Source organism: Vibrio sp. S457-15 (assembly GCF_000960545.1).
GTDB lineage: Bacteria > Pseudomonadota > Gammaproteobacteria > Enterobacterales > Vibrionaceae > Vibrio > Vibrio parahaemolyticus.
Genome location: NZ_JYOQ01000042.1, coordinates 38,178 through 62,642, shown reverse-complemented (window position 1 = coordinate 62,642; position 24,465 = coordinate 38,178). Strand labels below are relative to the sequence as shown.

The 24,465-nt window shown below is 46.8% G+C and carries 24 protein-coding genes; 13 read left to right on the top strand and 11 right to left on the bottom strand.

Features of this window, described 5'->3' with window-relative positions; all coding sequences use genetic code 11:
- Window positions 1-91 precede the first annotated feature (91 nt).
- The 5 genes from UF05_RS05720 to UF05_RS05700 all read left to right on the top strand — a co-directional run bounded on the left by UF05_RS05720 (window position 92) and on the right by UF05_RS05700 (window position 4,521).
- Entirely contained in the window at window positions 92-526 is a 435-nt protein-coding gene (locus UF05_RS05720; protein ID WP_005381472.1) for a rhodanese-like domain-containing protein, read from the top strand.
- Between the two features lie 224 nt (window positions 527-750).
- Window positions 751-1,215, top strand: coding sequence for a protein-export chaperone SecB (gene secB, locus UF05_RS05715; RefSeq protein ID WP_005456911.1), 465 nt, complete (start codon window positions 751-753; stop codon window positions 1,213-1,215).
- Window positions 1,216-1,411: 196 nt separating this feature from the next.
- Window positions 1,412-2,449 carry an NAD(P)H-dependent glycerol-3-phosphate dehydrogenase gene (gene gpsA, locus UF05_RS05710; protein WP_005496473.1) on the top strand — a complete coding sequence of 346 codons (1,038 nt, stop codon included), beginning with the start codon at window positions 1,412-1,414 and terminating at the stop codon, window positions 2,447-2,449.
- Between the two features lie 78 nt (window positions 2,450-2,527).
- Complete coding sequence (cysE, locus tag UF05_RS05705; protein WP_005496472.1) at window positions 2,528-3,349, top strand: serine O-acetyltransferase; 822 nt, start codon at window positions 2,528-2,530, stop codon at window positions 3,347-3,349.
- 26 nt (window positions 3,350-3,375) lie between these two features.
- Entirely contained in the window at window positions 3,376-4,521 is a 1,146-nt protein-coding gene (locus UF05_RS05700; protein ID WP_005456946.1) for a murein hydrolase activator EnvC family protein, read from the top strand.
- A gap of 76 nt (window positions 4,522-4,597) precedes the next feature.
- Here the strand turns inward: UF05_RS05700 and UF05_RS05695 are convergent, their stop codons facing one another.
- The 4 genes from UF05_RS05695 to epmA form a co-directional block, all read right to left on the bottom strand.
- On the bottom strand, window positions 4,598-5,554 hold the full coding sequence (locus UF05_RS05695; RefSeq protein ID WP_020839787.1) for an acetyltransferase: 957 nt from the start codon (window positions 5,552-5,554) through the stop codon (window positions 4,598-4,600).
- Window positions 5,555-5,701: 147 nt separating this feature from the next.
- Complete coding sequence (locus UF05_RS05690) at window positions 5,702-6,337, bottom strand: TetR/AcrR family transcriptional regulator (RefSeq protein WP_005456944.1); 636 nt, start codon at window positions 6,335-6,337, stop codon at window positions 5,702-5,704.
- Window positions 6,338-6,358: 21 nt separating this feature from the next.
- Window positions 6,359-6,733: a VanZ family protein gene (locus tag UF05_RS05685; RefSeq protein WP_045545932.1), complete on the bottom strand. Its 375-nt coding sequence runs from the start codon at window positions 6,731-6,733 to the stop codon at window positions 6,359-6,361.
- A gap of 9 nt (window positions 6,734-6,742) precedes the next feature.
- Window positions 6,743-7,714, bottom strand: coding sequence for an elongation factor P--(R)-beta-lysine ligase (gene epmA, locus UF05_RS05680; RefSeq protein WP_005456968.1), 972 nt, complete (start codon window positions 7,712-7,714; stop codon window positions 6,743-6,745).
- 438 nt (window positions 7,715-8,152) lie between these two features.
- On the opposite strand from epmA, the gene frdA reads away from it, so the two are divergent.
- From frdA to frdD, 4 genes are read left to right on the top strand one after another with little or no spacing between them, the layout of a single operon-like run.
- Window positions 8,153-9,952, top strand: a complete 1,800-nt coding sequence (frdA, locus tag UF05_RS05675) for a fumarate reductase (quinol) flavoprotein subunit (protein ID WP_025631616.1) — start codon at window positions 8,153-8,155, stop codon at window positions 9,950-9,952.
- Window positions 9,952-10,692 carry a succinate dehydrogenase/fumarate reductase iron-sulfur subunit gene (locus UF05_RS05670; protein ID WP_005456956.1) on the top strand — a complete coding sequence of 247 codons (741 nt, stop codon included), beginning with the start codon at window positions 9,952-9,954 and terminating at the stop codon, window positions 10,690-10,692. The genes frdA and UF05_RS05670 overlap by 1 nt, the downstream gene beginning before the upstream one ends.
- Window positions 10,693-10,694: 2 nt before the next feature.
- The gene (gene frdC, locus UF05_RS05665) at window positions 10,695-11,078 is read left to right on the top strand and encodes a fumarate reductase subunit FrdC (protein WP_005496468.1); all 384 of its coding nucleotides are present in this window, start codon (window positions 10,695-10,697) and stop codon (window positions 11,076-11,078) included.
- Between the two features lie 11 nt (window positions 11,079-11,089).
- Window positions 11,090-11,467 (top strand): fumarate reductase subunit FrdD, encoded by a 378-nt coding sequence (gene frdD / locus UF05_RS05660; protein WP_005456924.1) that lies wholly within the window; start codon window positions 11,090-11,092, stop codon window positions 11,465-11,467.
- A gap of 101 nt (window positions 11,468-11,568) precedes the next feature.
- Here frdD and UF05_RS05655 read toward each other — a convergent pair whose 3' ends face one another.
- Complete coding sequence (locus UF05_RS05655) at window positions 11,569-12,972, bottom strand: SPFH domain-containing protein (RefSeq protein ID WP_045545931.1); 1,404 nt, start codon at window positions 12,970-12,972, stop codon at window positions 11,569-11,571.
- Between the two features lie 268 nt (window positions 12,973-13,240).
- Window positions 13,241-13,807 carry an elongation factor P gene (gene efp / locus UF05_RS05650; protein ID WP_005456976.1) on the bottom strand — a complete coding sequence of 189 codons (567 nt, stop codon included), beginning with the start codon at window positions 13,805-13,807 and terminating at the stop codon, window positions 13,241-13,243.
- A 33-nt stretch (window positions 13,808-13,840) separates the two neighbouring features.
- On the opposite strand from efp, the gene epmB reads away from it, so the two are divergent.
- The 3 genes from epmB (at window position 13,841) to UF05_RS05635 (ending at window position 17,533) form a co-directional block, all read left to right on the top strand.
- Window positions 13,841-14,863 (top strand): EF-P beta-lysylation protein EpmB, encoded by a 1,023-nt coding sequence (epmB, locus tag UF05_RS05645; protein ID WP_020839790.1) that lies wholly within the window; start codon window positions 13,841-13,843, stop codon window positions 14,861-14,863.
- A 707-nt stretch (window positions 14,864-15,570) separates the two neighbouring features.
- Window positions 15,571-16,785 carry an alanine racemase gene (gene alr, locus UF05_RS05640; RefSeq protein WP_005496464.1) on the top strand — a complete coding sequence of 405 codons (1,215 nt, stop codon included), beginning with the start codon at window positions 15,571-15,573 and terminating at the stop codon, window positions 16,783-16,785.
- Between the two features lie 250 nt (window positions 16,786-17,035).
- A complete protein-coding gene (locus UF05_RS05635; RefSeq protein WP_005482203.1) occupies window positions 17,036-17,533 on the top strand; it encodes an MgtC/SapB family protein in 498 nt (165 codons plus the stop codon).
- An 82-nt stretch (window positions 17,534-17,615) separates the two neighbouring features.
- On the opposite strand, the gene UF05_RS05630 is transcribed toward UF05_RS05635, so the two are convergent.
- The 3 genes from UF05_RS05630 to UF05_RS05620 all read right to left on the bottom strand — a co-directional run bounded on the left by UF05_RS05630 (window position 17,616) and on the right by UF05_RS05620 (window position 20,489).
- Window positions 17,616-18,179, bottom strand: coding sequence for a VC2662 family protein (locus UF05_RS05630; protein ID WP_005457036.1), 564 nt, complete (start codon window positions 18,177-18,179; stop codon window positions 17,616-17,618).
- 298 nt (window positions 18,180-18,477) lie between these two features.
- Window positions 18,478-20,121 carry a chaperonin GroEL gene (gene groL / locus UF05_RS05625; RefSeq protein ID WP_005482180.1) on the bottom strand — a complete coding sequence of 548 codons (1,644 nt, stop codon included), beginning with the start codon at window positions 20,119-20,121 and terminating at the stop codon, window positions 18,478-18,480.
- A 77-nt stretch (window positions 20,122-20,198) separates the two neighbouring features.
- Entirely contained in the window at window positions 20,199-20,489 is a 291-nt protein-coding gene (locus UF05_RS05620) for a co-chaperone GroES (RefSeq protein WP_005381516.1), read from the bottom strand.
- 229 nt (window positions 20,490-20,718) lie between these two features.
- On the opposite strand from UF05_RS05620, the gene UF05_RS05615 reads away from it, so the two are divergent.
- Entirely contained in the window at window positions 20,719-22,101 is a 1,383-nt protein-coding gene (locus tag UF05_RS05615; RefSeq protein ID WP_020839792.1) for an MATE family efflux transporter, read from the top strand.
- Window positions 22,102-22,194: 93 nt separating this feature from the next.
- Here UF05_RS05615 and pfkA read toward each other — a convergent pair whose 3' ends face one another.
- Both pfkA and fieF read right to left on the bottom strand, forming a co-directional pair.
- Window positions 22,195-23,157: a 6-phosphofructokinase gene (gene pfkA / locus UF05_RS05610; protein ID WP_005460467.1), complete on the bottom strand. Its 963-nt coding sequence runs from the start codon at window positions 23,155-23,157 to the stop codon at window positions 22,195-22,197.
- 284 nt (window positions 23,158-23,441) lie between these two features.
- Window positions 23,442-24,350 (bottom strand): CDF family cation-efflux transporter FieF, encoded by a 909-nt coding sequence (gene fieF / locus UF05_RS05605; RefSeq protein WP_005482190.1) that lies wholly within the window; start codon window positions 24,348-24,350, stop codon window positions 23,442-23,444.
- Between the last annotated feature and the right edge of the window lie 115 nt (window positions 24,351-24,465).

Here is a 24,465-nt window from a genome sequence, read left to right as displayed (position 1 = left end):
TCGTTAGAAAATTTTAACCCTCTCGCCTAAGAGGCTTAACCCCGCTATACTCCTGCTTTATTTTTCCGCCAACAGCGTAAGAGCTCAAGACATGCAAGAGTACATTGAATTTTTCCAACAGAACATGATTCTATCTTTGGTTTGGGTAGGTCTTCTTGTCGCATTTATCATGAACATCGTGAAGTCAGCGACGGCAGCATACAAAGAAATCAACGTAAACCAACTGACTCACCTAATGAACCGTGAAAACGGCGTTGTTGTGGATATCCGCACAAAAGATGAGTTCAAAAAAGGTCATATCACCGACTCACTTCACATTTTACCGTCAGACATCAAAGCAGGTAACTTGGGTAGCCTTGAAAACCATAAATCAGACCCAATCATTGTTGTATGCAAGACGGGCCAAACCGCTCAAGAAAGCGCGAACCTTCTAGTAAAAGCGGGCTTTGAAAAAGTTAGCCTACTTAAGAATGGTTTGATTGCATGGAACGAAGCAAACCTACCTTTAGTTCGTGGTAAAAAGTAGGAACGTGGCAAAAACTAAGGTACGCATTTAAACGCGATTTTGCCAAGCCTCGTGGATATAAAACTGAGCAAATAGAAAGCAGTTGAAGCCCTAAGTTGTGACGCTTTGCACGTAATACACGCTTCATCTAGTCAAGGTACATTTGCTCAGTTAGTCTCAGGACAAACCAAATTTCTGAGTTTAGGCGTTTCTAGACTCAACAAATGTTTATTAAGGATTTAAAAATGGCTGAAGCAGCACCTCAAGAAGCACAACAAAACTTCGCAATTCAACGCATCTTCCTAAAAGACGTTTCTTTCGAAGCGCCAAATTCTCCAGTAATCTTCCAAAAAGAATGGAACCCAGACGTTAAACTAGACCTAGACACTCAAAGCCGTGAGCTTGGTGAAGGCGTTTACGAAGTAGTTCTACGTCTAACTGTGACGGTGAAGAACGAAGAAGAAACTGCGTTCCTATGTGAAGTTCAACAAGGTGGTATCTTCACTGCTGAGCAAATGGAAGCTGGTCAACTAGCACATTGCCTAGGTGCATTCTGCCCGAACATCCTATTCCCTTACGCTCGTGAAACTATCTCAAGCCTAGTTGTTAAAGGTACGTTCCCTCAACTGAACCTAGCGCCAGTTAACTTCGACGCGCTATTCATGAACTACCTACAACAGCAAGCTCAACAAGGCGAAGCTCAAGCGTAATTCACGTTTTGTAAGTGACGAGCAGCCATAAGCGCTTTCGTCACCGACTCGAAGAAAATGCACATAGCGTCTACCATCCGATGCAATGTGCATTTTTTATTTCTGACAAAAGTTCCTAGTTCCTAATCCCTAGAGAGCGTAAAATCTGGTGATTATGAACTAGATTCTACTAGTAGAAAGACAATTAGGCGGTAGCATGACACAAGCAAATACAAACAATGCTTACGGTAAAGACATCGCAATGACTGTAATTGGCGCTGGCTCATACGGTACTTCTCTAGCGATCTCCCTCGCGCGTAATGGTGCGAACGTTGTCCTTTGGGGACACGAGCCAGAGCACATGGCACGCTTAGAGGCGGATCGCGCGAACCACGCATTTTTACCAGGTGTTGATTTCCCAGAAAGCTTGATTATTGAATCGGATTTAGAAAAAGCCGTTCAAGCAAGCCGTGACTTGTTAGTTGTGGTTCCAAGCCATGTCTTTGGCATCGTGCTTAACAGCTGCAAACCGTTCCTGCGTGAAGATTCGCGTATCTGTTGGGCAACCAAAGGTCTTGAACCTGAAACTGGCCGACTGCTCAAAGACGTCGCGTACGACATCATCGGTGAGAACTACTCGCTGGCCGTTCTATCTGGCCCAACGTTCGCGAAAGAGCTCGCGATGGGTCTACCAACTGCGATTTCCGTTGCCTCTCCAGATGCAGAGTTCGTGGCGGATCTGCAAGAGAAAATCCACTGTAGCAAAACCTTCCGCGTGTACGCGAACAACGACTTCATCGGCATGCAACTTGGCGGTGCAGTGAAAAACGTTATCGCAATTGGCGCAGGTATGTCAGACGGCATCGGTTTTGGTGCAAACGCACGTACTGCGTTGATTACCCGTGGCTTGGCTGAAATGAGCCGCCTTGGCGCTGCACTTGGTGCCAAACCAGAAACCTTCATGGGTATGGCTGGTTTAGGTGACTTGGTTCTTACGTGTACTGACAACCAGTCACGTAACCGCCGCTTTGGTTTAGCTCTCGGTCAAGGTAAAGACGTTGACACGGCACAAGAAGAAATTGGTCAAGTCGTAGAAGGCTACCGCAACACGAAAGAAGTATGGATGCTCTCCCAACGCATGGGCGTTGAGATGCCGATTGTTGACCAAATTTATCAAGTATTGTATCAAGGAAAAGATGCACGCCTGGCAGCGCAAGATTTACTTGCTCGTGACAAAAAAGCCGAAGGAAAGTAGCACTCTACGCACCTTCGCACCTCATCTGAGAAGAATAGAAGTTGTCGGGTCACGGAAGAACCACTCAGGATATTGAGAATGAAACACTGCGAAAAACAAAAAGTCTGGAACAAAATTGTCTCAGAAGCCCGTGAAATGTCAGAGCAAGAGCCTATGTTGGCGAGCTTTTACCACGCTACCATCATCAAGCATGAAAGTTTGTGTGCGGCACTGAGTTACATTTTGGCCAACAAATTAAACACGGCGTCGATGCCAGCAATGGCCGTTCGTGAAGTGGTCGAAGAGGCATTTGCCGCAGACCCTACCATCACGGATTTTGCTGCGTGTGACATTTGTGCGACGGTCAACCGCGACCCTGCTGTTTCCATGTACTCAATGCCATTATTGTATTTGAAAGGTTACCACGCGCTGCAAGGCTATCGCGTGGCAAACTGGTTGTGGAAACAAGGCCGTCATGCCCTCGCGACGTATTTGCAAAACCAAATTTCTGTGGCGTGTCAGGTAGACATTCACCCAGCAGCACGTATTGGTAGCGGCATCATGCTCGACCATGCGACGGGCATCGTGATCGGTGAAACAGCGGTGGTTGATAACGATGTGTCGATCCTACAAGACGTCACCCTAGGTGGTACAGGTAAAGAGTGCGGCGATCGTCACCCGAAAATCCGTGAAGGCGTGATGATTGGTGCAGGTGCCAAAATTCTTGGTAATATCGAAGTAGGCGAAGGGGCGAAAATCGGCTCTTGCTCCGTAGTATTGCAAGCGGTGCCACCGCACACGACCGTGGCGGGCGTACCCGCAAAAATCGTCGGTCGACCAAAAACAGACAAACCGTCTCTCGATATGGACCAAGGCTTTAACGGTAAATCACAAAGCTTTATCCATGGAGATGGCATTTAACCGTCTTCTGATCCTTTGACAATAATGTGGTAGGTAACTCTCAAGTGCGAAAACAAAATCACCCAGTGCTCCGCTCGGCTATTTTATTAACTTGTGCTTTATCTGCCACCTATCCCCTCTCTTCTTTCGCCGCTAGTCAGCAAGAGCTCAAAGGCGTTTCCAGCGAAATCAATCGCCAAAAGAAGGCGCTAACCTCGCAAGAGAAACAGCTTAACGAGCTGCAAAAATCGCTCAAAGACCAAGAGCTTGGCATTTCTAAGCTGGAGCGAGAAATCAAGCAAACTAAAGCCGACCTTGCTCAAGCAGACAAGAACATCAATAAACTGGAAGAGAAAATCTCCTTGCAAGAAGCCCAGCGCCAAGCACAAGAGGAAGAGCTCAAGCAGTTGCTGCAAACGTATTACGTGACCGAGCGAGCGAAAGCGAATGGGCACTTATTGAATCAAGGTGTAGAAGAAGACCGCATTAGCCAATACTTTCAGCACTTAGCCAAGGCTCGTGCCGAAGTGATTGATGCCATCACCAAGACCACTCAAGAGTTGGCGCACAACAAAAACCAACTTGAGCTAGAGAAAGAGCAGATCGAAACCCTGCTCAAGCAGCAATCAGAAAAGCGTACCGCACTGGCCAGTACGCAGTCGAATCGTAAGCAAACGCTGAACAAAATTCAGAGCAGCATTAAAAACGACAAACGTTACCTTGCTGAACTACAACGCAATGAAACCCGTCTAAAAGCCGAGATTGCAAAAGCCGCCAAACGAAATGCAGTACCAATGGACGGGCTCGGCAAACAGCGCGGCAAACTACCATGGCCACTAAAAGGCAGTGTGTTACATAACTTCGGTACGCGTCAAACCGGACAAGTAAACTGGAAAGGTATGGTGCTTTCCGCTAACTATGGTCAACAAGTTAAAGCGGTTTACCCTGGCACAGTCGTATTTGCAGAGTATTTAAGAGGTTACGGTTTAGTGGTGCTGCTTGATCACGGTAAAGGTGACATGACGCTTTACGGCTACAATCAAGCGTTAACCAAAAAAGAAGGCGATAAAGTCACCGCAGGCGAAGTGATAGCACTCGCTGGTGATACAGGCGGGCAGGACCGACCATCACTGTATTTCGAAATCCGCCGTAATAGTGAAGCACAGAACCCGAAATCTTGGTTAAAGCGCTGATTACCTGACTTATTTACTTGTAGTAAAAACAAAGGAGCCACTCGGCTCCTTTATTGTATTCATATTTTGGAAAATGCTATGCGTAGTACGTTTCGACCGCATCAATAAATGCATTCACATCTTCTTTGCGTAAGGCATTAATACCCGCAGCCGCCTCTCGCCCACCACCTGTAGGGAACTGCCCACACACGGCAACAGCACCTTGTTTATTGTTCAATGGTGCACGGAGTGAAACTGTGTAAGTACCATCTGCGTTTTCTGTGAGTACCGCATGCGCAGAGTCTGGATTTTGGTTTGCCAGCCAGTTGCCATACACACCGCTGATTCGACGTGATGCGGCCGTGTTTGGTAGCTCAAACAACTTCAATGTGTCGCTTTCATGCGTGGCTGGTACCGCTTGCGCGGCATCCATGTCTTGTTGGTAAGCTGATTGCAATTGATAGTAAGGCGAGGCTTTATCTTCAATGACTTCGAATGGCGAAATATATTGGACCAACGCTCGGTATAAATCCGCAGGATGGAAATGAAGGTCGTCGACTTTCGAGCCATAACCGTTGTAGTTGATTAATGTACCGAGCTCTTTTAACTGCGCTTTTTGCTCGTTATTAAGTCCGGCTTGATCCGCCAGCGCATCCGCTTTAGCAATCAAGTTATCACCGTAAGCAGCGGTGATCGCCCAAGTATGAAAGCGTCCTTCCAGCAACTTATCGACAATCAAAGCGGTACACATATTAGCGTCAAGATCGATATGGGCGTCCAAATTACCGTGTTGAGGAATGTCACCAGCTTTGTGGTGATCGGCGTAAAACACGTGCGCGCCTTGAGCCAATGCTTGCTCTAAACCAGCCATGTTCTTTTCCATCGAAATGTCTAACACAGTCAGCTCATCACCCGCTTGCACGTCCACTTTTTCCACTAGCTTAATATCGCGCTTTACGCCAGTAATTAATTGGGAATCGATAGGGTCAGCCAAACGCAGTTGTAGAAGTGCGATGATGCCGTCTGCATCACCATTGAAGATGTCGTAATTCATTGAGCGATAGTTCCTTTATCGAGAGTCAATCCCTTGAACTAATCGAGGGAGATAGTCGTCTTATTGTGCGTAGCAAGTATGACAAGTCAACTCAAGGCGCGACTCGAAAATGAGAGTGACTCTCGAAATATTGAAGCAAGTGACCGATCAGCCCTGCAGTGTGCTGACTGCTTCTTCCAACAGCTGTAGTTGCTCCAAACCTTGTTCAGTCGCGACAGGTTTCACAACATTCAGCATCTGCAGCATCCCCTGCTTCACCATTTGCTCGGTAATGCTGGTTTTCGATGCCATTGCAGATTGGTAAGCTAACCAACTACAAGCGATCAAATGCAGCGTGCACACCAGTGATTTCAACTGCTGTTCATTCACATCCAGCAACTTCAAAGAAACAAACTCCTGCATAATCGCAATGAGGTTAGCTTGCAGCTTCTCTTGCACATCGATGTACTGCTCGTGCAGCTGTTCATCTCGTGACAAGATTTCTGGTAGGTTTGCGTAGAAAAAGCGGTATTTCCACATCAAGGTAAAAATAGAGTCTAGGTAGCTCTTCAGCATAGTCAGGCTCTCTTGTGAGCCTTGAATAGGGGTAAATCTTTCTAAAAGTTCTGCTGAATAAAGCGCAAAGATCTCACGAACGATTTCTTGCTTATTGCGGAAGTGGTAATACAGATTACCAGGGCTAATTTCGATGTGATCGGCAATGTGATTGGTGGTGATGTTGCGCTCACCATGTTGGTTGAACAACTCCAGTGCCGCGTAGACGATTTTGTCGCGCGTTTTCATTGTTATCGTATTCCCTCTTCGTTAACGAATCGAGTATAGCGACTTCACCAACCTAGGTCGATAGAGGCTCCAAATAAGGTAACATAACAGACCAGTTAAGATGCCAGTCGAGTTGGCGACAAGGTCTAACCAAGAGGTTTGTCTGCCGACATAGCCTTGTAGCCACTCAATGACGGCGCTAAATAGCAAAATACCCATCGCCACCGCCCAACGTTGACGCCAACGCCACACGCAAAAGCAACCTAAAAACGCAAAGCCGCTGTACGCCATGGCGTGCTGCATTTTGTCGAGGTACGCGATATTGCCCCAGTCTTGTAGTTCACCTGAACTCAGAGATAAAAAAGCGATCAATATGGCGTAGCTCAAGATGACGAAACGTGCAGCCGTCAAGTTCATTGGATATCCTTATGCGATTGGAAATGGAAAGGCCGTGACTTGATCAATGTGGTCACAGCCTAGCGCCAGCATGATCAAACGATCGATACCCAGCGCGACACCTGCACAGTCTGGCAACCCTGCTTCCAGTGCAGAAATCAGATGATAATCGATCGGCTGCGGTTTTAAACCCATTTCGATACGCTTTGCGTTATCTTGTTCAAAGCGCGCTAATTGCTCTTTCGGATTGTCCAGTTCATGGAATCCGTTCGCCAGCTCTATCCCCTTAAAGTACACTTCAAAACGATCCGCGACGCGATGATCTTGAGGATTGATTTTTGCGAGCGCCGCCTGTGACGCCGGGAAGTCGTACACAAAAGCCGGCACATCCTGACCAATTTTGTTTTCTACTCCCACGCTAAATAACAGTTGCAGCAACGTATCGCGATCTTCTTCTGGCTCAGCAATGTCACTCAAGCCCAGCTTGCTTGCCGCCGCTTTCAGCTCAGTCATCGAGCCTTCTAGTGGACACACACCCAACACATCAATGAAGGCTTGTTGATACGTCATGCGCTGCGCTGCGCCACACTTCAATACCAGCTGCAACAGGTCATCCATTTCATCCATCAATTTATGGTGGTCAAAGCCAACGCGATACCACTCCAACATCGTAAACTCGGGGTTGTGGTATCGACCATTTTCTTCGTTACGAAACGCTTTATTGATTTGATAAATACAACCACTGCCCGCTGCCAAAAGGCGCTTCATATGGAATTCTGGACTGGTCATAAAGAACAGCTTACTGCCATCAGCGTAACCAGGGCCAACAAACTCGGTTTGGAAAGTATGCAAATGAATGTCAGTCACGGTCGCGTGGCTCATCGCTGGCGTGTCCACTTCCATCACCTGTCGCTCGGCAAAGAATTGACGAATGGCGGCGATTAACGTCGCACGTTGACGAAGTTGCTCAATGGAAGCGGTAGGTTGCCAGTTGGTTTGCATAATAAGTCTCTCAAAACTCTAATTTAGCGCGTAAAAACCCCATTCTACATGCTTTTCACGGTTCGACGAGAGGGGAATTTCCCTTCTCTATTTTCCCGCCACATTGTTTAAATTTGAAGCAAGCATTACTCGTGCTGCAGTACAAAAAACATTCGAAATAAAACCTGTTATCAATGACAGCAATGTCGGGCAACACTCATTTAACATTCATGGATATGACGTTTGAGTTTCAAATGTTTCGTGCCGTGATAGCAGTCACATAACCTATAAATTCTATGCCCTTAAGTGCATTACCGAAGCAAAAACCCAATTACATCAATTTTTCTGCCATGTGGCTCATCTACACTAACCCTACTACTTTTGGGGAGTTCTTTTTAAAGAGCGCCTCGCAATCACAATAACAAGCGGATTTCCGCAATCACACACTGGAGGATAACTGTGCAAATTATCACCACAGATATCGCAGTCATCGGCGCAGGCGGCGCTGGTCTTCGTACTGCTATTGCAGCGGCTGAAGCAAACCCTGACTTAGAAGTCGCTCTGATTTCTAAAGTTTATCCAATGCGCTCCCACACGGTCGCTGCAGAGGGTGGCTCAGCAGCAGTTATCAAGGATGAAGATAGCTTAGACAACCACTTCAACGACACTGTTGGCGGTGGTGACTGGCTATGTGAACAGGATGTTGTTGAATACTTTGTAGAGAACGCGACTCGCGAAATGATCCAAATGGAGCAATGGGGTTGCCCATGGAGTCGTAAAGAGAACGGTGAAGTCAACGTACGCCGCTTTGGTGGTATGAAGGTTGAACGTACTTGGTTCGCTGCAGACAAAACTGGCTTCCACATGCTTCATACGCTATTCCAGACATCAATGAAGTACAGCAACATCAAACGTTTTGATGAGTACTTTGTGGTGGATCTGCTTGTTGATGAAGGCGAAGTTCAAGGTCTGATTGCTATTCACATGTCTGAAGGCGAGCTTGTTACTATCAAAGCAAAATCTGTTGTTCTAGCAACAGGTGGCGCGGGCCGTGTTTACCACTGTAACACCAACGGCGGTATCGTAACGGGCGATGGTATGGCAATGGCTTACCGTCACGGCGTTCCTCTACGTGATATGGAATTCGTTCAATACCACCCAACAGGTCTTCCTGGCACAGGTATCCTGATGACAGAAGGTTGTCGTGGTGAAGGCGGTATCATCGTTAACAAGAACGGCTACCGTTACCTACAAGATTACGGCATGGGCCCTGAAACTCCAGTTGGCCAACCGAAGAACAAATACATGGAACTGGGTCCTCGTGACAAAGTTTCTCAAGCTTTCTGGCACGAACAACAGAAAGGCAACACCATCAAACACCCACTGGGTGACGTGGTGCACCTAGACCTTCGCCACCTTGGTGAAGAGTACCTACAAGAGCGTCTACCGTTCATCTGTGAGCTAGCAAAAGCTTACGTAAACGTGGACCCTGCAAAAGAGCCGATTCCAATTCGTCCAACCGTTCACTACACCATGGGTGGTATTGAAACAGACGGCGGTTGTGAAACTCGCATTAAAGGCCTATTCGCGGTTGGTGAATGTGCGTCTGTTGGTCTTCACGGTGCAAACCGTCTAGGTTCTAACTCACTGGCTGAATTCGTGGTATTTGGCCGCGTAGCTGGTGAAAACGCAGTGAAACGTGCGGCAGAATTCAAAGGCTGGAACGACGCGGCAATTGACGCGCAAGTAAAAGCGGTTGAAGAACGCATCGCGAAACTGATGAACCAAGAAGGCGACGAAAACTGGGCAGAGATCCGCACAGAAATGGGTCACACCATGGAAGCGGGCTGTGGTATCTACCGCCAAGAAGATTTGATGCAAGCGACTATCGACAAAATCACTGAGTTGAAAGAACGCTACAAACGCATCAGCATCAAAGACAAAGGTAAAGTGTTCAACACAGACCTTCTATATGCAATCGAAGTGGGTTACGGCCTAGAAGTCGCTGAAGCGATGGTTCACTCTGCGATTCTACGTAAAGAATCTCGCGGCGCGCACCAACGTCTAGACGATGGTTGTACAGAGCGTGATGACGTGAACTTCCTAAAACACTCACTTGCTTTCTACAAACCAGATTCAGCACCAAGCATCGATTACAGCAATGTGACCATCACTAAGTCACAACCAAAAGCTCGTCTATACGGTGAAGCAGCAGAAAAAGCAGCGGCTGAAGAGAAGAACGCAGAGGAGCAAGCATAATGTCAGCAAATCGCATTCAAAAAGTAGACATCCTGCGTTACGACCCAGAAAAAGATGCAGAACCATACAAGCAAACATTCGAAGTACCATTCGATGAAACCATGTCTGTGCTTGACGCACTTGGCTACATCAAAGATCACCTAGACAAAGATCTGTCTTACCGTTGGTCTTGCCGTATGGCGATCTGTGGTTCTTGCGGCATCATGGTGAACAACGTACCGAAACTTGCTTGTAAGAGCTTCCTACGTGACTACCCAGACGGCGTGACTATCGAGCCTCTAGCAAACTTCCCTATCGAGAAAGACTTGATTGTTGATATGACACCGTTTATCGAACGTCTTGAAGCAATCAAACCATACATCATTGGTAACGACCGTAAACCAGAAGACGGTACGAACTTGCAAACGCCAGAACAGATGGCGAAATACAAGCAGTTCGCTGGCTGTATCAACTGTGGTCTTTGCTACGCAGCATGTCCTCAGTTTGGTCTAAACCCAGAGTTCATCGGTCCTGCGGCACTAACGCTAGCGCACCGCTACAACCTAGACAGCCGTGACAACGGTAAAGATGAGCGCATGAAGCTTATCAACGGTGAAAACGGTGCTTGGGGTTGTACGTTTGTTGGTTACTGTTCTGAAGTTTGTCCAAAGAACGTTGACCCAGCAGCGGCAGTAAACCAAGGCAAAGTGGAGTCTTCTATGGACTTCGTGATTGCTATGTTGAAACCTCAGGAGGCATAAGGATGAGCAACCGTAAACCTTACGTTCGTGAAGTAAAACGCACTTGGTGGAAGAACCATCCTTTCTACCGCTTCTACATGCTACGTGAAGCGACTGTGCTTCCTTTGATCCTATTCACTCTGTTCCTAACTTTCGGTTTAGGTTGCTTGGTGAAAGGTCCTGAAGCTTGGCAAGGTTGGTTAGCGTTCATGGCGAACCCAGTCGTAGTCGCAATCAACATCGTTGCGCTGCTAGGTAGCCTATTCCACGCTCAAACTTTCTTCAGCATGATGCCACAAGTAATGCCAATTCGTTTGAAAGGCAAACCAGTGGACAAGAAAATCATCGTATTGACTCAGTGGGCCGCTGTTGCGTTCATCTCACTGATCGTTCTCATCGTGGTGTAAGGAGCTGAGCAATGAAACCGAATTATAGTGTAAACACATCACCAAAACGTTCTGATGAGCCAATCTGGTGGGGTCTGTTTGGTGCGGGCGGTACTTGGTTCGCGATGCTGACGCCAATCACTGTTCTTGTGCTAGGTATCTTGGTACCACTAGGCGTGATTGACGCAGAAGCGATGAGCTACGAGCGTGTCTCTGCATTCGCAACCAGCATCATCGGTGCGCTATTCATCATTGGCACGCTAGCATTGCCAATGTGGCATGCAATGCACCGTGTACACCACGGCATGCATGACCTTAAATTCCACACAGGTGTGATTGGTAAAGTAGCATGTTACGCATTTGCAGGCTTAATCACTGCACTAGCAGTTATCTTTATCTTCATGATTTAAGAGACTGACCCAAAAGAAAAAGCTGGCTCAATGCCAGCTTTTTTATTGCTTTGGGTTACCAATGATCTTTTTGCTTTTTAAGCTTTTGACCACCCATGATCTTATTGCTGTGTGACCTTCTTTGTTTGGTCCATAAGACCCAGAGCACCAAAGCCAGTAATCACATCTAAGTTCGTTTTCAAGCCCGTTTCGTCACTTCCACCGATGTAGTTTTGTGGCATCTGAACTTGGAAGTTTTGCAAGTTGTTGTACAACGAGTTCGCTACGTCTCGATTCAATTCCGCCAAGTAAACTTCACGGTTTGCTCCTAACGCCGCATACTTACCTTTTAGAACTTCAGATTCTGCGCGACCTTTCGCTAATATCGCTTTCGCTTCAAACTCTGCGGAAAGTGCGTTTGCTTTTTGAATCGCTAAGTTAGCCTCGGCAATTGCCAACTCTTTCTCTTTCTCAACTTCTGCAAGTCGTTTGGTTTTTTCCACTTCGACGATTTCACGTTCCGCGATTTGGCGCGCAACCTCGACCTCTTTTTGCTGTGAAATAATCGCCAACTCTTTCTGACGCTGTGCATCTTGCACTTCACGAGTACGTTGAATTTCTTTCCGTAACTGCTCCGTTTCTGCCTGTGCTTTCGACGTTTCTTGTTCCTGAATCGCACGAATGCGATCCGCCACTAAACGTTTTTTATCCGCCAGCAATTGGTCGAGCTGTTTCTCTGGTTGTGGATCACCAATGGTCACCTGCGTTACCTGAATACCGTATTGTTGCAACGGGTTATCTTGACGAATCGGTTGCCCGGTTTTGTCTACGACTGGCACGGTTTTCCAAACCAGCTGATTGGTACGTTGCAATTGGTTCGCGTTAGCCTGATTCACCCCAACAGGCGCAAGGTCCAGTTCTTCCACTTCAACCTGACGTCGCTCTGTAAGATAAATACCCTCTCGCAACTGATCGCCAAGTTTCGATTTGAACTGGTTCAAACCACCTTGGAAAAACTCCTCTCCGGTGTATTGCGTGGCGGTAATCACTGTCACGTTACGCGCATTTTTCACAAGCAGCGCGTCGATCAAGTTGTTGTTATTGCGAAACTCACGATGCATCTTTTTTAGAGCTTCTGGATCGTTACTCAATTTAAAGCGGAACGTCACTGGTATTTGGCCAATATAGGTATCAGCGAAACGAACTTGAACCGAATCAAGACGTTGGTAAAAGTCTTCACCCTTGCTGTTACCAAAAGACACAGTGATCACTTGATCGTACTTAGTGATTTTGGATAGAAACGGCATCCGGAAATGAATACCAGGTTCAGTAAACACATCCAACTCACCAGTGATGTTGTTTTGATGCACATAACTATAGCCCGCATCTGTCATCAAAACCGAACTGTTGATCGTTAAGCCTACAGCCAATAAAGGCACACCAATCAATGCCGCTTTTATCCCGCGGTGAAGCAACTGACGTCGTTCTTCTACTTTTAAGCCTTGTCCTAAGCTTCTGCTTTCCATGTTTTTCTCCTTATTATTTCGGTTGTCATTGAGTTAAATCGATGAAAATCAAGCTGCTATGCAACTCGCTGACAACATGTGTTAATGTATCAAATTGTTACATTAAGAAATAATCGAAAGATTCATGAAATTAATGCGATTTTTACGAATAATACAAAATAGATAAGAATATGCGGTGAGCTTCGTATTTCGCTGAAAAGCAGTAGAAAAGGGAAATTGCGGGCAATAAAAAAGGCCGCCGAAGCGACCTTTCTCAGAGAAGTATTAATTACTTCACACGACCTACGTATTCACCAGTACGAGTGTCAACTTTGATCACTTCGCCAATTGCGATGAATAGTGGAACACGAACAACAGCGCCAGTTGCTAGTGTAGCTGGTTTACCACCAGTACCTTGAGTATCACCTTTCAGACCTGGATCAGTATCTGTAACTTCTAGCTCAACGAAGTTTGGTGGAGTAACGGTAATTGGGTTACCGTTCCAAAGAGTGATCATACAAGTGTTGTTTTCTACCAACCACTTAGCGTTTTCACCTACCGCTTTCGCGTCAGCTGCGATCTGTTCGAACGTTTCATTGTTCATAAAGTGGTAGAATTCGCCGTCTGAATATAGATAATCTAGGTCGATATCCATTACGTCTGCCACTTCACAAGTGTCACCAGACTTGAATGTTTTCTCTAGCACTTTACCAGAAAGAAGTTTACGAATTTTCACGCGGTTGAACGCTTGGCCTTTACCTGGTTTAACGTATTCGTTTTCCAGAATTACACAAGGCTCATTATCAAGCATTAACTTAAGACCGCCTTTAAATTCATTGGTGCTAACTGTAGCCATTTTTTCCTCTTACATTCTTAGAGCTAAATTCCAATGCCGCACATAATAACCCGAAAAGTCGATTCTGTTGAGCAAAACTGGCTCAAACAGTTGGCGAATGGGATCTCTGATCCTGCAAAATTGCTCGAAATACTGGAAATAGATCCCTCACCGTGGCAAGACGGGTTTGCCGCACGCAAGCTGTTTGCACAGCGTGTACCGCAAAGTTTTGTCGATAGGATGGAAAAAGGCAATCCTAAAGACCCTCTTTTGCGTCAGGTTTTACCCTTGAGTGACGAGTTTGAAGTGCATGCAGGCTATTCCAATGATCCTCTTGACGAACAGGACAATGCGATCCCGGGATTACTGCATAAATACAAAAACCGAGTGCTGATGATCGTCAAAGGCGGCTGTGCGGTGAATTGCCGTTATTGCTTCCGTCGTCACTTCCCATATCAAGAGAACAAGAGCGGCAAACAAGCTTGGAGCCAGTGCATCGAATACATGGCGGAAAAACCAGAGCTCAATGAGGTGATTTTCTCTGGCGGTGATCCACTAATGGCAAAAGACGATGAGATTCATTGGCTGCTGGAACACATAGCTCAGATTCCGCACATCAAACGTCTGCGCATTCACAGCCGTTTGCCTGTAGTGATCCCAGCTCGAATCACAGATGAGCTGTGTCAGTTGCTAAAAGCGTCACGCTTGCAAATTATCCTGGTTACGCACATCAACCATGCTAATGAGATTAACGATGAGCTGCGCCAGGCAATGAAAAAACTAAAAGAAGCCAATGTCACCCTGCTAAACCAGGGAGTTTTATTAAGAGGCGTTAATGATTCCGTTGATGCCCTGAGCCAGCTCAGCGAGGCCCTGTTCGATGCTGGGATCCTGCCGTATTACTTGCACGTGCTAGACAAAGTCCAGGGAGCGGCTCACTTTATGGTCGATGACGAACGAGCCCGACAACTAATGGCAGGCTTATTAGAAAACGTCTCTGGCTACCTGATCCCGACCCTCACCCGTGAAATCGGCGGCCGAAAAAGCAAAACGCCGCTCGACCTACACCTTGCATAACCATCTATAACCCCTACAAATCATGAGATTTTGTGTCGGTCGAGGCACAAAATCTTACGATTTCTCTCTAATTTTTGTTTATTTTCAGAAAACTCAATAAAAAAGACACCAAACCGTTCTAAAACATTTAAGTCTCATGTAGTCTCTGCCGCCTAGATTATTTGCGACACAAAATATGGAATGAAAATCACACTATTGTGATGAAAAATGGTCGAGTTTACGACATCCATATTCAACCAAACTGAAGATGAAAGACGTAAAGAACGGTAGCCAGTAAACGTGAAGTCTACGCAATGGTAAATGCCTTCATCGCCTTTAAGGCAGCCCTGCGGAAAGTTAACCAGTCCACCAGAAAGTATTGCAGCAACCATTACCTAGCTGAAACCGATGATTCGGGACGTAACCAAGCATTCTGTCGACCAGGCCAACGCCTCACTTAACGGTTTACGCAGCGAAATCTCAACCGTTACCAAAGCATGGAAGAGAGGACTGAATCGGTCAAAGAGAGACCTTTTCCTGCGAACACTTATCATTCAATCTTGCCGCACTGAGCAACAGTGCCGAAGAAAACCGATTATCTGCTAAGGACGCACAACAAGGGGTTGAAGAGCGGAAACGCAAGGCTACTGCGCTACGCGACGTTGTGCATCTATTTACACTTTAACTTCAACCAACAAGAAGAAAAAACTCATAACAGGAGATATCCTTTGAAACTGAAACTTAGCCTAACTGCACTGGCTCTGATGGGCCAAACAGCCGCACATGCCGCTCCTCTGCTAGTTGATTTTGATGACAGCGAGCGCGAAGAGCGCGTTCAGGCGAGCAACGCTTGGCTGGAAATTGATACTCAGGCATTTTCAAATAATATTCAGTTGCTTCAGAAGGATCTAAAGGGCAACACTCAGATCTGTGCCATCATGAAGGCTGACGCGTACGGTAACGGTATCGCAGGCCTGATGCCTAGCATCATCGCGAACAACGTTGCATGTGTAGGTATCACCAGTAATGAAGAAGCTCGCGTAGTGCGTGAGCACGGCTTCGAAGGCAAGATCATGCGTGTCCGTGCGGCTAGCCGCAACGAAATTGAAAACGGCGTACAGTACGAAATCGAAGAGCTGATTGGCACTAAGATGCAGGCGGATCAAATCATCGAGATTGCATACAACTACAATACCGTTATTCCTGTTCACCTTGCTCTGAATACTTCAGGCATGGGTCGTAATGGTCTGGATCTGACAACGTATGAAGGTCAGGTTGAAGGTGTGGAAATCGCAAGCGATCCTAACCTAAAAATCGTAGGTATGATGACCCACTTCCCGAATGAAGGTCTTGATGAAATCCGCCGCAAGGTTGACCGTTTCAAAGTAGAAACAAAGTGGCTAATGGACAGCGCAGGTCTGAAACGTAAAGACATCACACTACACGTGGCTAACTCTTACATCACGCTAAATCTGCCTGAAGCACATCTGGATATGGTTCGTCCTGGCGGCATGCTGTACGGTGATTACCCTGCAACCCTACCTTACGAGCGCATCGTGTCTTTCAAAACACGCGTAGCATCACTGCACTTCTTCCCTGCAGGCAGCACAATCGGCTACGGCAGCACTAAAGTTTTAGAGCGTGACTCTATCCTGGCTAACCTGCCTATCGGCTACTCAGACGGTTTCGCCCGTTCACTAAGCAACAAAGCTGACGTTCTGATCAACGGTCAGCGTGCTCGCGTAATGGGTAAAGCGTCAATGAACACTACTATGGTTGATGTCACTGACATCATTGGTGTTCAGGCAAACGACGAAGTAGTTGTATTTGGCCGCCAAGGCTTTGAAGAAATCACAGCAGAAGAAACCGAAGAGAAAAGCGGTCGTATTCTGCCTGAGCACTACACTATCTGGGGTGCAACTAACCCTCGCGTTTACCGTTAAACGGCAAGTGCAATAGTCACCAAGGCCAGTCTCATACTGGCCTTTTTTATGTCTATTGCTTAATAAAGTCATTCCATCAAAACGATAAAATAAGATCATCGCCAATTTGATCGTTTTTTCTCTCCATTTAGCTCATCGTCGCGCTCCAAACCAGAAGCAGATGTTCAATGTAAATTTGTCGACACGAACGATCCTTTTTGTTCGCTTTGCAGGATAAGTCTATGCATACTCCGCTGCTTTGGAGGTCAAGATGCATACAACATTCGAACAAATTTTCGATCTTGGCCCATTCAGTTGGCCTGCCCTATTTTGCTGTGCCATCAATGGGTTAATGATTGGCATAGAACGCCAAACCCGTGGTAAACCAGTAGGTATTCGCACAGCAATTCTCATTATTTCAGGTACCTACCTGTTTATGTCGATGGCAGTGTCGTTATCACCAAACACGCTCGACCAAGCTCGTGTGCTTGGTCAGATAATTACTGGCGTCGGCTTCTTGGGTGCAGGCGTGATGATGACGCTGGATGGCAAAATCCATGGCGTCACTTCGGCAGCCGTCATTTGGGTACTGGCTGGGCTCGGTTTGATGATCGGCCTCGGTTACTTAATGCAATCGGTCGTGATTACCTTGCTTGCGTTGAGCGTTCTGCTTGGCGTGGATAAAGCCGAAAACCGTATCAAGGCGTTACGTCGCGGTGTTCATCAAAAAATTCAGCAGCGCAAAACCTCCTCTCGCTTGATCAAATAAGAGAATGGTTGGCCTGTTTCAATTTTCCAATAAAAAAGCCCGCGAACATCGCGGGCTTTTTTGTATCAGGCTTTCGCTAAGATTATTTAGCGAAGTTGATGATAGGGAAACATTTGAAGAAGCCGTTATCCGCACAGTTCAACAGACCAATTTGCACGCCATCGATTTGGTCTGTCATGTTGAAGAAGCCAAGTTGGAAGTTAGACTTTTTAGAAATACTCGCCAGACCAACGTCTGCCATGGTGTAACCTTCTGAGTAGTTCACCGCACTCCAGTTTAGGCCTTTCACGTTGTTCGTGATGTTTACCGCACCAAAGTTCACACCGGTTGTTTGGCCTTGGTTCCAGTTAACCAAACCAAGTGACGCACCTTTCATTTCTTGGTTTACTTTCGCTGCCCCAAAGAACAGACCGAAGTTCACACCCGTAGTACGGTCAGTTTCAGACATACCTAGAACAGAGAAGTCGACGCCTTTTACTTCGTTTACTTGGCCATGCAGTACCGCCAAACGAACACCACCAACAGCAGAGTTTGATGGAGCGTTAGTATGGTCGATCGTTGAAAACATCACAGGGGTGCTGTTCGCAAGAGCAACAGGTGATGCGATAGTGGCTGCAACAGCCAATGACGTCATAAGCTTTTTCATTTTTATCTCCATGATGGTAAGCAGTAATTTACAACATAGTGTAATGTTCAGATTTTGCGCTATTCGGACACAAAAAGTGTTAGCAATAGGTCATATTTAACAATCTGACTACCCTAGAAAAAATTCATCTCAGTTATTTTTCTGTTTTTCCACTGACGCTGCCGGAACGCATCCCTCACAATTCACATCTTCTTTTACCTGTACTGAAAAATACACAGTGGGCAAACGCCAGACGCAAAAAAGCCGAGGTTCACACCTCGGCTTTTTGTTCTACTCGGCTTGGAATAGCGCGGGATGATTACATCATGCCCATGCCACCCATACCGCCCATACCACCCATGTCAGGCATGCCTGCACTTTCTTTTTGTGGTAGGTCAGTTACCATCGCTTCTGTTGTGATCATTAGACCAGCGACAGACGCTGCAAATTGTAGAGCGCTACGAGTTACTTTAGTTGGGTCTAGGATACCCATCTCTAGCATGTCGCCGTATTCACCCGTCGCTGCGTTGTAGCCGTAAGAACCTTCACCCGCTTTCACGTTGTTCGCAACAACAGAGTCTTCGTCACCTGCGTTCTTCGTGATTTGACGGATTGGTGCTTCCATTGCACGTAGCGCAACGCGGATACCAACGTTTTGTTCTTCGTTGTCGCCTTCTAGGTCAACAATCTTAGATGCAGCGCGGATTAGTGCAACACCACCACCAGCAACTACGCCTTCTTCAACCGCTGCGCGAGTCGCGTGTAGCGCGTCTTCTACGCGGTCTTTTTTCTCTTTCATTTCAACTTCAGTCGCTGCACCAACTTTGATTACTGCAACACCGCCAGCCAGTTTAGCAACACGCTCTTGTAGTTTCTCTTTGTCGTAGTCTGAAGTTGCGTCTTCGATTTGTTGACGAATTTGAGCAACGCGGCCTTGGATCATCGCTTCTTCACCCGCACCATCGATGATGGTTGAGTTTTCTTTCGTGATGCTTACGCGCTTAGCCTGACCTAGATCTTCAAGCGTTACTTTTTCTAGTTCTAGACCGATTTCTTCAGAAATCACAGTACCGCCAGTTAGGATAGCGATGTCTTGTAGCATTGCTTTACGACGGTCACCAAAACCAGGCGCTTTAACCGCAGCAACTTTCACGATGCCACGCATGTTGTTCACAACCAATGTCGCTAGAGCTTCGCCTTCTACGTCTTCTGCGATGATTAGCAGTGGACGAGATGCTTTTGCTACTGCTTCTAGAGTTGGTAGAAGCTCACGAATGTTTGAGATCTTCTTATCAACTAGAAGGATGAATGGGTTTTCTAGCTCAACGCTGCCCGCTTCTTGGTTGTTGATGAAGTAAGGAGATAGGTAACCGCGATCGAACTGCATACCTTCTACTACGTCTAGCTCGTCTTGTAGAGCCTGACCTTCTTCAACAGTGATAACACCGTCGCGGCCAACGCGTTCCATTGCTTCAGCAATGATGTTACCTACGCTTGCGTCAGAGTTCGCAGAGATAGTACCAACCTGAGCGATTGCTTTGGTGTCGTTACACTCAACAGAAAGCTCTTTTAGTTGCTCTACTGCCGCTGCAACAGCTTTGTCGATACCGCGCTTAAGATCCATTGGGTTCATACCCGCTGCAACTGCTTTTAGACCCTCATTTACGATTGCTTGCGCTAGTACGGTTGCTGTTGTTGTACCGTCACCCGCAGCGTCGTTTGCTTTAGACGCTACTTCTTTAACCATTTGCGCGCCCATGTTCTGGAACTTGTCTTCCAGCTCAATTTCACGCGCTACAGATACACCGTCTTTAGTGATGGTTGGAGCACCGAAAGATTTATCTAGAACTACGTTACGACCTTTAGGACCCAGTGTTACTTTCACTGCGTCAGCCAGAACGTTTACACCTTCTAGCATCTTAACTCGTGCGTCATTACCAAATTTAACGTCTTTAGCAGCCATCTTTGATTTCCTTTCTAAAATTCTTTGTGTTTGATTTTCAATTTGAATCTGAGCAAAAAATTACTCAATGATTGCTATTATTCAACGATCGCCATGATGTCGTTTTCAGACATGACAAGCACTTCTTTACCGTCGATTTTTTCAGTTTTAGTGCCGTAACCTTCAGCGAAGATAACGGTGTCACCAACTTTTACGTCTAGCGGTAGTACTGTGCCGTTTTCTAGGATGCGGCCTTTGCCTACAGCTAGAACAACACCGCGAGTTGATTTTTCCGCAGCAGAACCAGTAAGAACGATGCCACCAGCAGACTTAGATTCAACTTCTTTACGTTCAACGATAACTCGGTCATGTAATGGACGAATGTTCATCGGTCGTCTCTCCTGAAAATTTCCATGTTTATTTGATAATTGCCCGCGTTGGGGCACGTGATCCCTATATAAGGGGTCAAACGAGTAATCCCAAGGGGGAGACGTATTTTTTTTGTGACTTAGTTAAAATAACGAACAGCTAAGCAACGGTTTGCGTGCGAAATGCTCACTCGCCCAGCTTCTCGCTTTCTTGTATCCTTGCAGTTTGCCCACCAGATAGATGTTCAACATGCTGGAAAAGAACAAGCCAGAAAGCCACGCGACAGATAAGCATGGTTTGCTGAGCGCGCCCATTCCCGAAACACTGCGCAAGATGACCGTCCCCATGACCATGGGCATGATCGCAATTTTGATGTTTAACTTGGTGGATACGTTTTTTATCTCGTTGTTGGGGACGCATGCCCTGGCGGCAATCAGCTACACGTTTCCTGTCACCTTTGCGGTTAACTGCATCACGATGGGGATCGGGATGGGGCTATCGACCAACATTGGCCGCTTACTTGGTCAAGGTCACGCTCCACAAGCGGCGCGATTTACGACTCACGGTTTGCTGTTGGCGGTGTTGCTCGTCGCTATCGCTTCTTCTATTGGCTTTGCTACCATTGCGCCACTGTTTCGTTTCCTTGGCGCGGCCGACGATCTGATTCCACTCATCGAACAATACATGCAGGTTTGGTATCTCACCATTCCACTGTTGGTGATCCCAATGGCGGGCAACAGTGCGATCCGTGCCACTGGCGACACTAAGACACCCGCTAAGATCATGATGTTGGCCGGTCTGATCAACGGCATGCTCGATCCACTACTGATTTTCGGTTACGGCCCCTTCCCAGAACTTGGCATTCAAGGCGCAGCTATAGCGAGTGCCTTTAGTTGGCTAGGCGCTTTGTGCGGCTCTTTCTATGTGCTGGTGAAACGCGAAAAACTGCTCGCACAACCTCAATGGGCCTCACTGAAACAAGATTGGCAACAGACGTTAAAAATTGGCACCCCTGCAGCGCTATCCAATGCGATGAATCCGTTGTCGGGCGCGATTTTGATGATGCTGCTATCTAGCCACGGCACGGCAGCGGTGGCAGCTTACGGCGCTGCGCAGCGTATTGAGTCGATTCTGATCTTAGTGTTGATGTCGCTGACCTCCGCACTCACGCCATTTATGGCGCAGAACTTAGGGGCGAAAAATCCTCAGCGCGCTTTCTCTGGTTTGTTTCTCAGTATGCGTTTTGCAGTGGTGTTCCAAGGTTTTATCTTCTTGATGATGGTGCCATTGAGCATTCCTTTAGCGGCGTTATTTTCACAAGAAGAAACCGTAAAGAATCTACTTTGGCACTATCTACTCGTGGTTCCATTTAGCTATGGTTTCCAAGGTATTGTGATGATGTTGGTGAGTGGGCTGAATGCGATGCACAAGCCGCTACGCGCTTTCCAATGGAGCTTCATGCGCCTGTTTGTGTTTACGCTGCCTGCTGCATGGGTTGGCAGCCAAGTGTACAGCATTGAAGGCTTGTTCATCGGTATTGCGCTGGGCAACACACTAGGTGGACTGCTGGGTTACATGTTCGCGTTGCGCGAACGTAAATTGACGCTGATTGAACAAAACAGCGCTTCGTAAGATTCTACCCAATACATCAGCTTCCTTTCGCTGATACTCAAATACAAAAAAACCGCGGAAAGCCGCGGTTTTTCTTTATCTATTTCAGCTTGCTTAGAACAGTTCTTCAGCAACTTTGTATAGATCGTTACGCACTGGACGCTTCATGTTTTCGATCGCGTCGATGATGTCGTGGTGAACAAGTTGCTCTTTCACGATACCGACACAGCGACCGCCATGACCTTCAAGCAGTAGATGTACAGCGTAGTTACCCATGCGAGATGCTAAAACGCGGTCAAATGCAGTTGGACGACCACCACGTTGGATGTGACCAAGTACTGTTGCACGAGTTTCACGACCTGTAGCCGCTTCAATGTCACGAGCCAGTTCATTTGCATCCATCATTAGCTCAGTAAGCGCGATGATTGCGTGTTTCTTACCTTTTGCGATGCCGTCTTGGATGTTGCTGATCAGCTTGTCTTTGTCTAGACCAGTTTCTGGAGTGATGATGTACTCACAACCACCCGCGATTGCAGACATCAGAGTTAGGTCACCACAGTGACGGCCCATGATTTCTACAATTGAAATACGTTGGTGAGATGAAGAAGTATCACGTAGACGGTCGATTGCATCGATAACTGTGTTTAGTGCACTTAGGTAGCCCACTGTGTAGTCAGTACCAGCGATATCGTTATCGATTGTGCCTGGAAGACCGATACATGGGTAACCCATTTCAGTCAGTTTCTTCGCACCCATGTACGAACCGTCGCCACCGATCACGACTAGCGCGTCAATACCATGTTTCTTTAGGTTCTCGATCGCTTTTTCACGCACTTCCACTTGTTTAAATTCAGGGAAACGTGCAGAACCTAGGAACGTACCACCTTTGTTGATCACATCTGAAACGCTAGAACGATCTAGCTTCTCGATGCGGCCTTCGTATAGGCCTAGGTAGCCGTCGTACACACCGAAAACTTCCAATCCCTCGGATAGTGCTGTACGTACTACGCCGCGTATAGCAGCGTTCATACCAGGTGCGTCACCGCCACTTGTTAAAACACCGATCTTCTTAATCATGCTCACCCTCGATCTTTGGCAATCAATTATTTAATTTTCTTTTAGGCCCCTTGTTACCAAGCAACCTGCATAATCCAGAACTGTGCGTTATGTTACATTTCCTCTACAGGAATACCAATTAAAACGCACTTTTTTATGTAACTTTTCTACTTATGTAAGAGTATTACAGTTTCTCTTTGAAACTTTGTTGATTCACATCAGGATCACGAATCTTAATAAGCATTGATGGAAAGATAGTCAATAAGCGCTTGTTTGTCGTTAAGATCAAAACGTTTTTTCGACTCTTACCAATCTTGTGCTTTTTGCTCTTTTTCTGGCCCAAATACCACCGACAACGGATCTTGATGGATCAATACATCCGCCTCTGGGAACAATGCCAACAAGTTATCTTCCACTTTATCGGCAATATAATGCGCCTCAATTAAACGCAAGTTGTCATCCAATTCCAAATGCAATTGAATAAAACGTGTTGGACCAGACATACGGGTACGCAACTGATGTACGCCCAGCACGCCTTTCACGCTCAAACAAGCTTGGTTAATTTGCTCAAGCTCTTCATCGGGCAGCTTTCTGTCGAGCAACGTTTGAATCGCTTCGCTGACCATTTTGAAGGCGCTGTAAAGAATGAAGATACCAATACCAATCGCGAAGACCGCATCCGCTTGCGTTACACCAAAATAGCTGAGCCCAAGCGCGACCATGATCGCCCCGTTCATGTATAAATCCGTTTGGTAGTGCAACGAATCTGCCGCGATTGCTTGGCTGCCCGTGATGCGCACCACGCGTTTCTGGAACATGACCAAACCAAACGTCACCATCATCGCAAACAAGGAGACATACACACCCAGCTCCGGCGCGTTCAGTTCGTGTGGCCTGAAGAAACGATCGATACCATTTAGGATCAAAAATACCGCAGAGCCGGAGATAAACATCGCCTGTGCCAACGCAGCGAGAGACTCGGCCTTACCATGCCCAAAAGTGTGTTCTCTGTCGGCTGGTTGCAGCGAATAGCGAACCACCACCAAATTCACCACTGAAGCGGCGATGTCCAGCATAGAATCAATAAGCGATGCCAATAGGCTGACCGATCCCGTCACCCACCATGTGATGACTTTTACAATGAGAAGAAGCGTCGCCACTATGGTTGCTGTCCAAGCTGCCGTCGTGACTAAGCGTGCATATTGCTGTTTCATAATCAAAGAGTTAACTCAAACCGTATTTTGAGTATACGTTGAATGCGCGTGAAATCGCCAGATCAAAAAGAGGCAACCTGTGGCTGCCTCTTCATATATATCATCGGATCATGAC

Bases quoted from the DNA above. Each gene is read 5' to 3' on its own strand.
- UF05_RS05720 (WP_005381472.1), top strand. From the start codon at position 92: ATGCAAGAGTACATTGAATTTTTCCAACAGAACATGATTCTATCTTTG.
- secB (WP_005456911.1), top strand. From the start codon at position 751: ATGGCTGAAGCAGCACCTCAAGAAGCACAACAAAACTTCGCAATTCAA.
- gpsA (WP_005496473.1), top strand. From the start codon at position 1,412: ATGACACAAGCAAATACAAACAATGCTTACGGTAAAGACATCGCAATG.
- cysE (WP_005496472.1), top strand. From the start codon at position 2,528: ATGAAACACTGCGAAAAACAAAAAGTCTGGAACAAAATTGTCTCAGAA.
- UF05_RS05695 (WP_020839787.1), bottom strand. From the start codon at position 5,554: ATGAATTACGACATCTTCAATGGTGATGCAGACGGCATCATCGCACTT.
- UF05_RS05690 (WP_005456944.1), bottom strand. From the start codon at position 6,337: ATGAAAACGCGCGACAAAATCGTCTACGCGGCACTGGAGTTGTTCAAC.
- UF05_RS05685 (WP_045545932.1), bottom strand. From the start codon at position 6,733: ATGAACTTGACGGCTGCACGTTTCGTCATCTTGAGCTACGCCATATTG.
- epmA (WP_005456968.1), bottom strand. From the start codon at position 7,714: ATGCAAACCAACTGGCAACCTACCGCTTCCATTGAGCAACTTCGTCAA.
- UF05_RS05670 (WP_005456956.1), top strand. From the start codon at position 9,952: ATGTCAGCAAATCGCATTCAAAAAGTAGACATCCTGCGTTACGACCCA.
- frdC (WP_005496468.1), top strand. From the start codon at position 10,695: ATGAGCAACCGTAAACCTTACGTTCGTGAAGTAAAACGCACTTGGTGG.
- frdD (WP_005456924.1), top strand. From the start codon at position 11,090: ATGAAACCGAATTATAGTGTAAACACATCACCAAAACGTTCTGATGAG.
- UF05_RS05655 (WP_045545931.1), bottom strand. From the start codon at position 12,972: ATGGAAAGCAGAAGCTTAGGACAAGGCTTAAAAGTAGAAGAACGACGT.
- efp (WP_005456976.1), bottom strand. From the start codon at position 13,807: ATGGCTACAGTTAGCACCAATGAATTTAAAGGCGGTCTTAAGTTAATG.
- epmB (WP_020839790.1), top strand. From the start codon at position 13,841: ATGCCGCACATAATAACCCGAAAAGTCGATTCTGTTGAGCAAAACTGG.
- UF05_RS05635 (WP_005482203.1), top strand. From the start codon at position 17,036: ATGCATACAACATTCGAACAAATTTTCGATCTTGGCCCATTCAGTTGG.
- UF05_RS05630 (WP_005457036.1), bottom strand. From the start codon at position 18,179: ATGAAAAAGCTTATGACGTCATTGGCTGTTGCAGCCACTATCGCATCA.
- groL (WP_005482180.1), bottom strand. From the start codon at position 20,121: ATGGCTGCTAAAGACGTTAAATTTGGTAATGACGCACGAGTTAAGATG.
- UF05_RS05620 (WP_005381516.1), bottom strand. From the start codon at position 20,489: ATGAACATTCGTCCATTACATGACCGAGTTATCGTTGAACGTAAAGAA.
- UF05_RS05615 (WP_020839792.1), top strand. From the start codon at position 20,719: ATGCTGGAAAAGAACAAGCCAGAAAGCCACGCGACAGATAAGCATGGT.
- pfkA (WP_005460467.1), bottom strand. From the start codon at position 23,157: ATGATTAAGAAGATCGGTGTTTTAACAAGTGGCGGTGACGCACCTGGT.
- fieF (WP_005482190.1), bottom strand. From the start codon at position 24,350: ATGAAACAGCAATATGCACGCTTAGTCACGACGGCAGCTTGGACAGCA.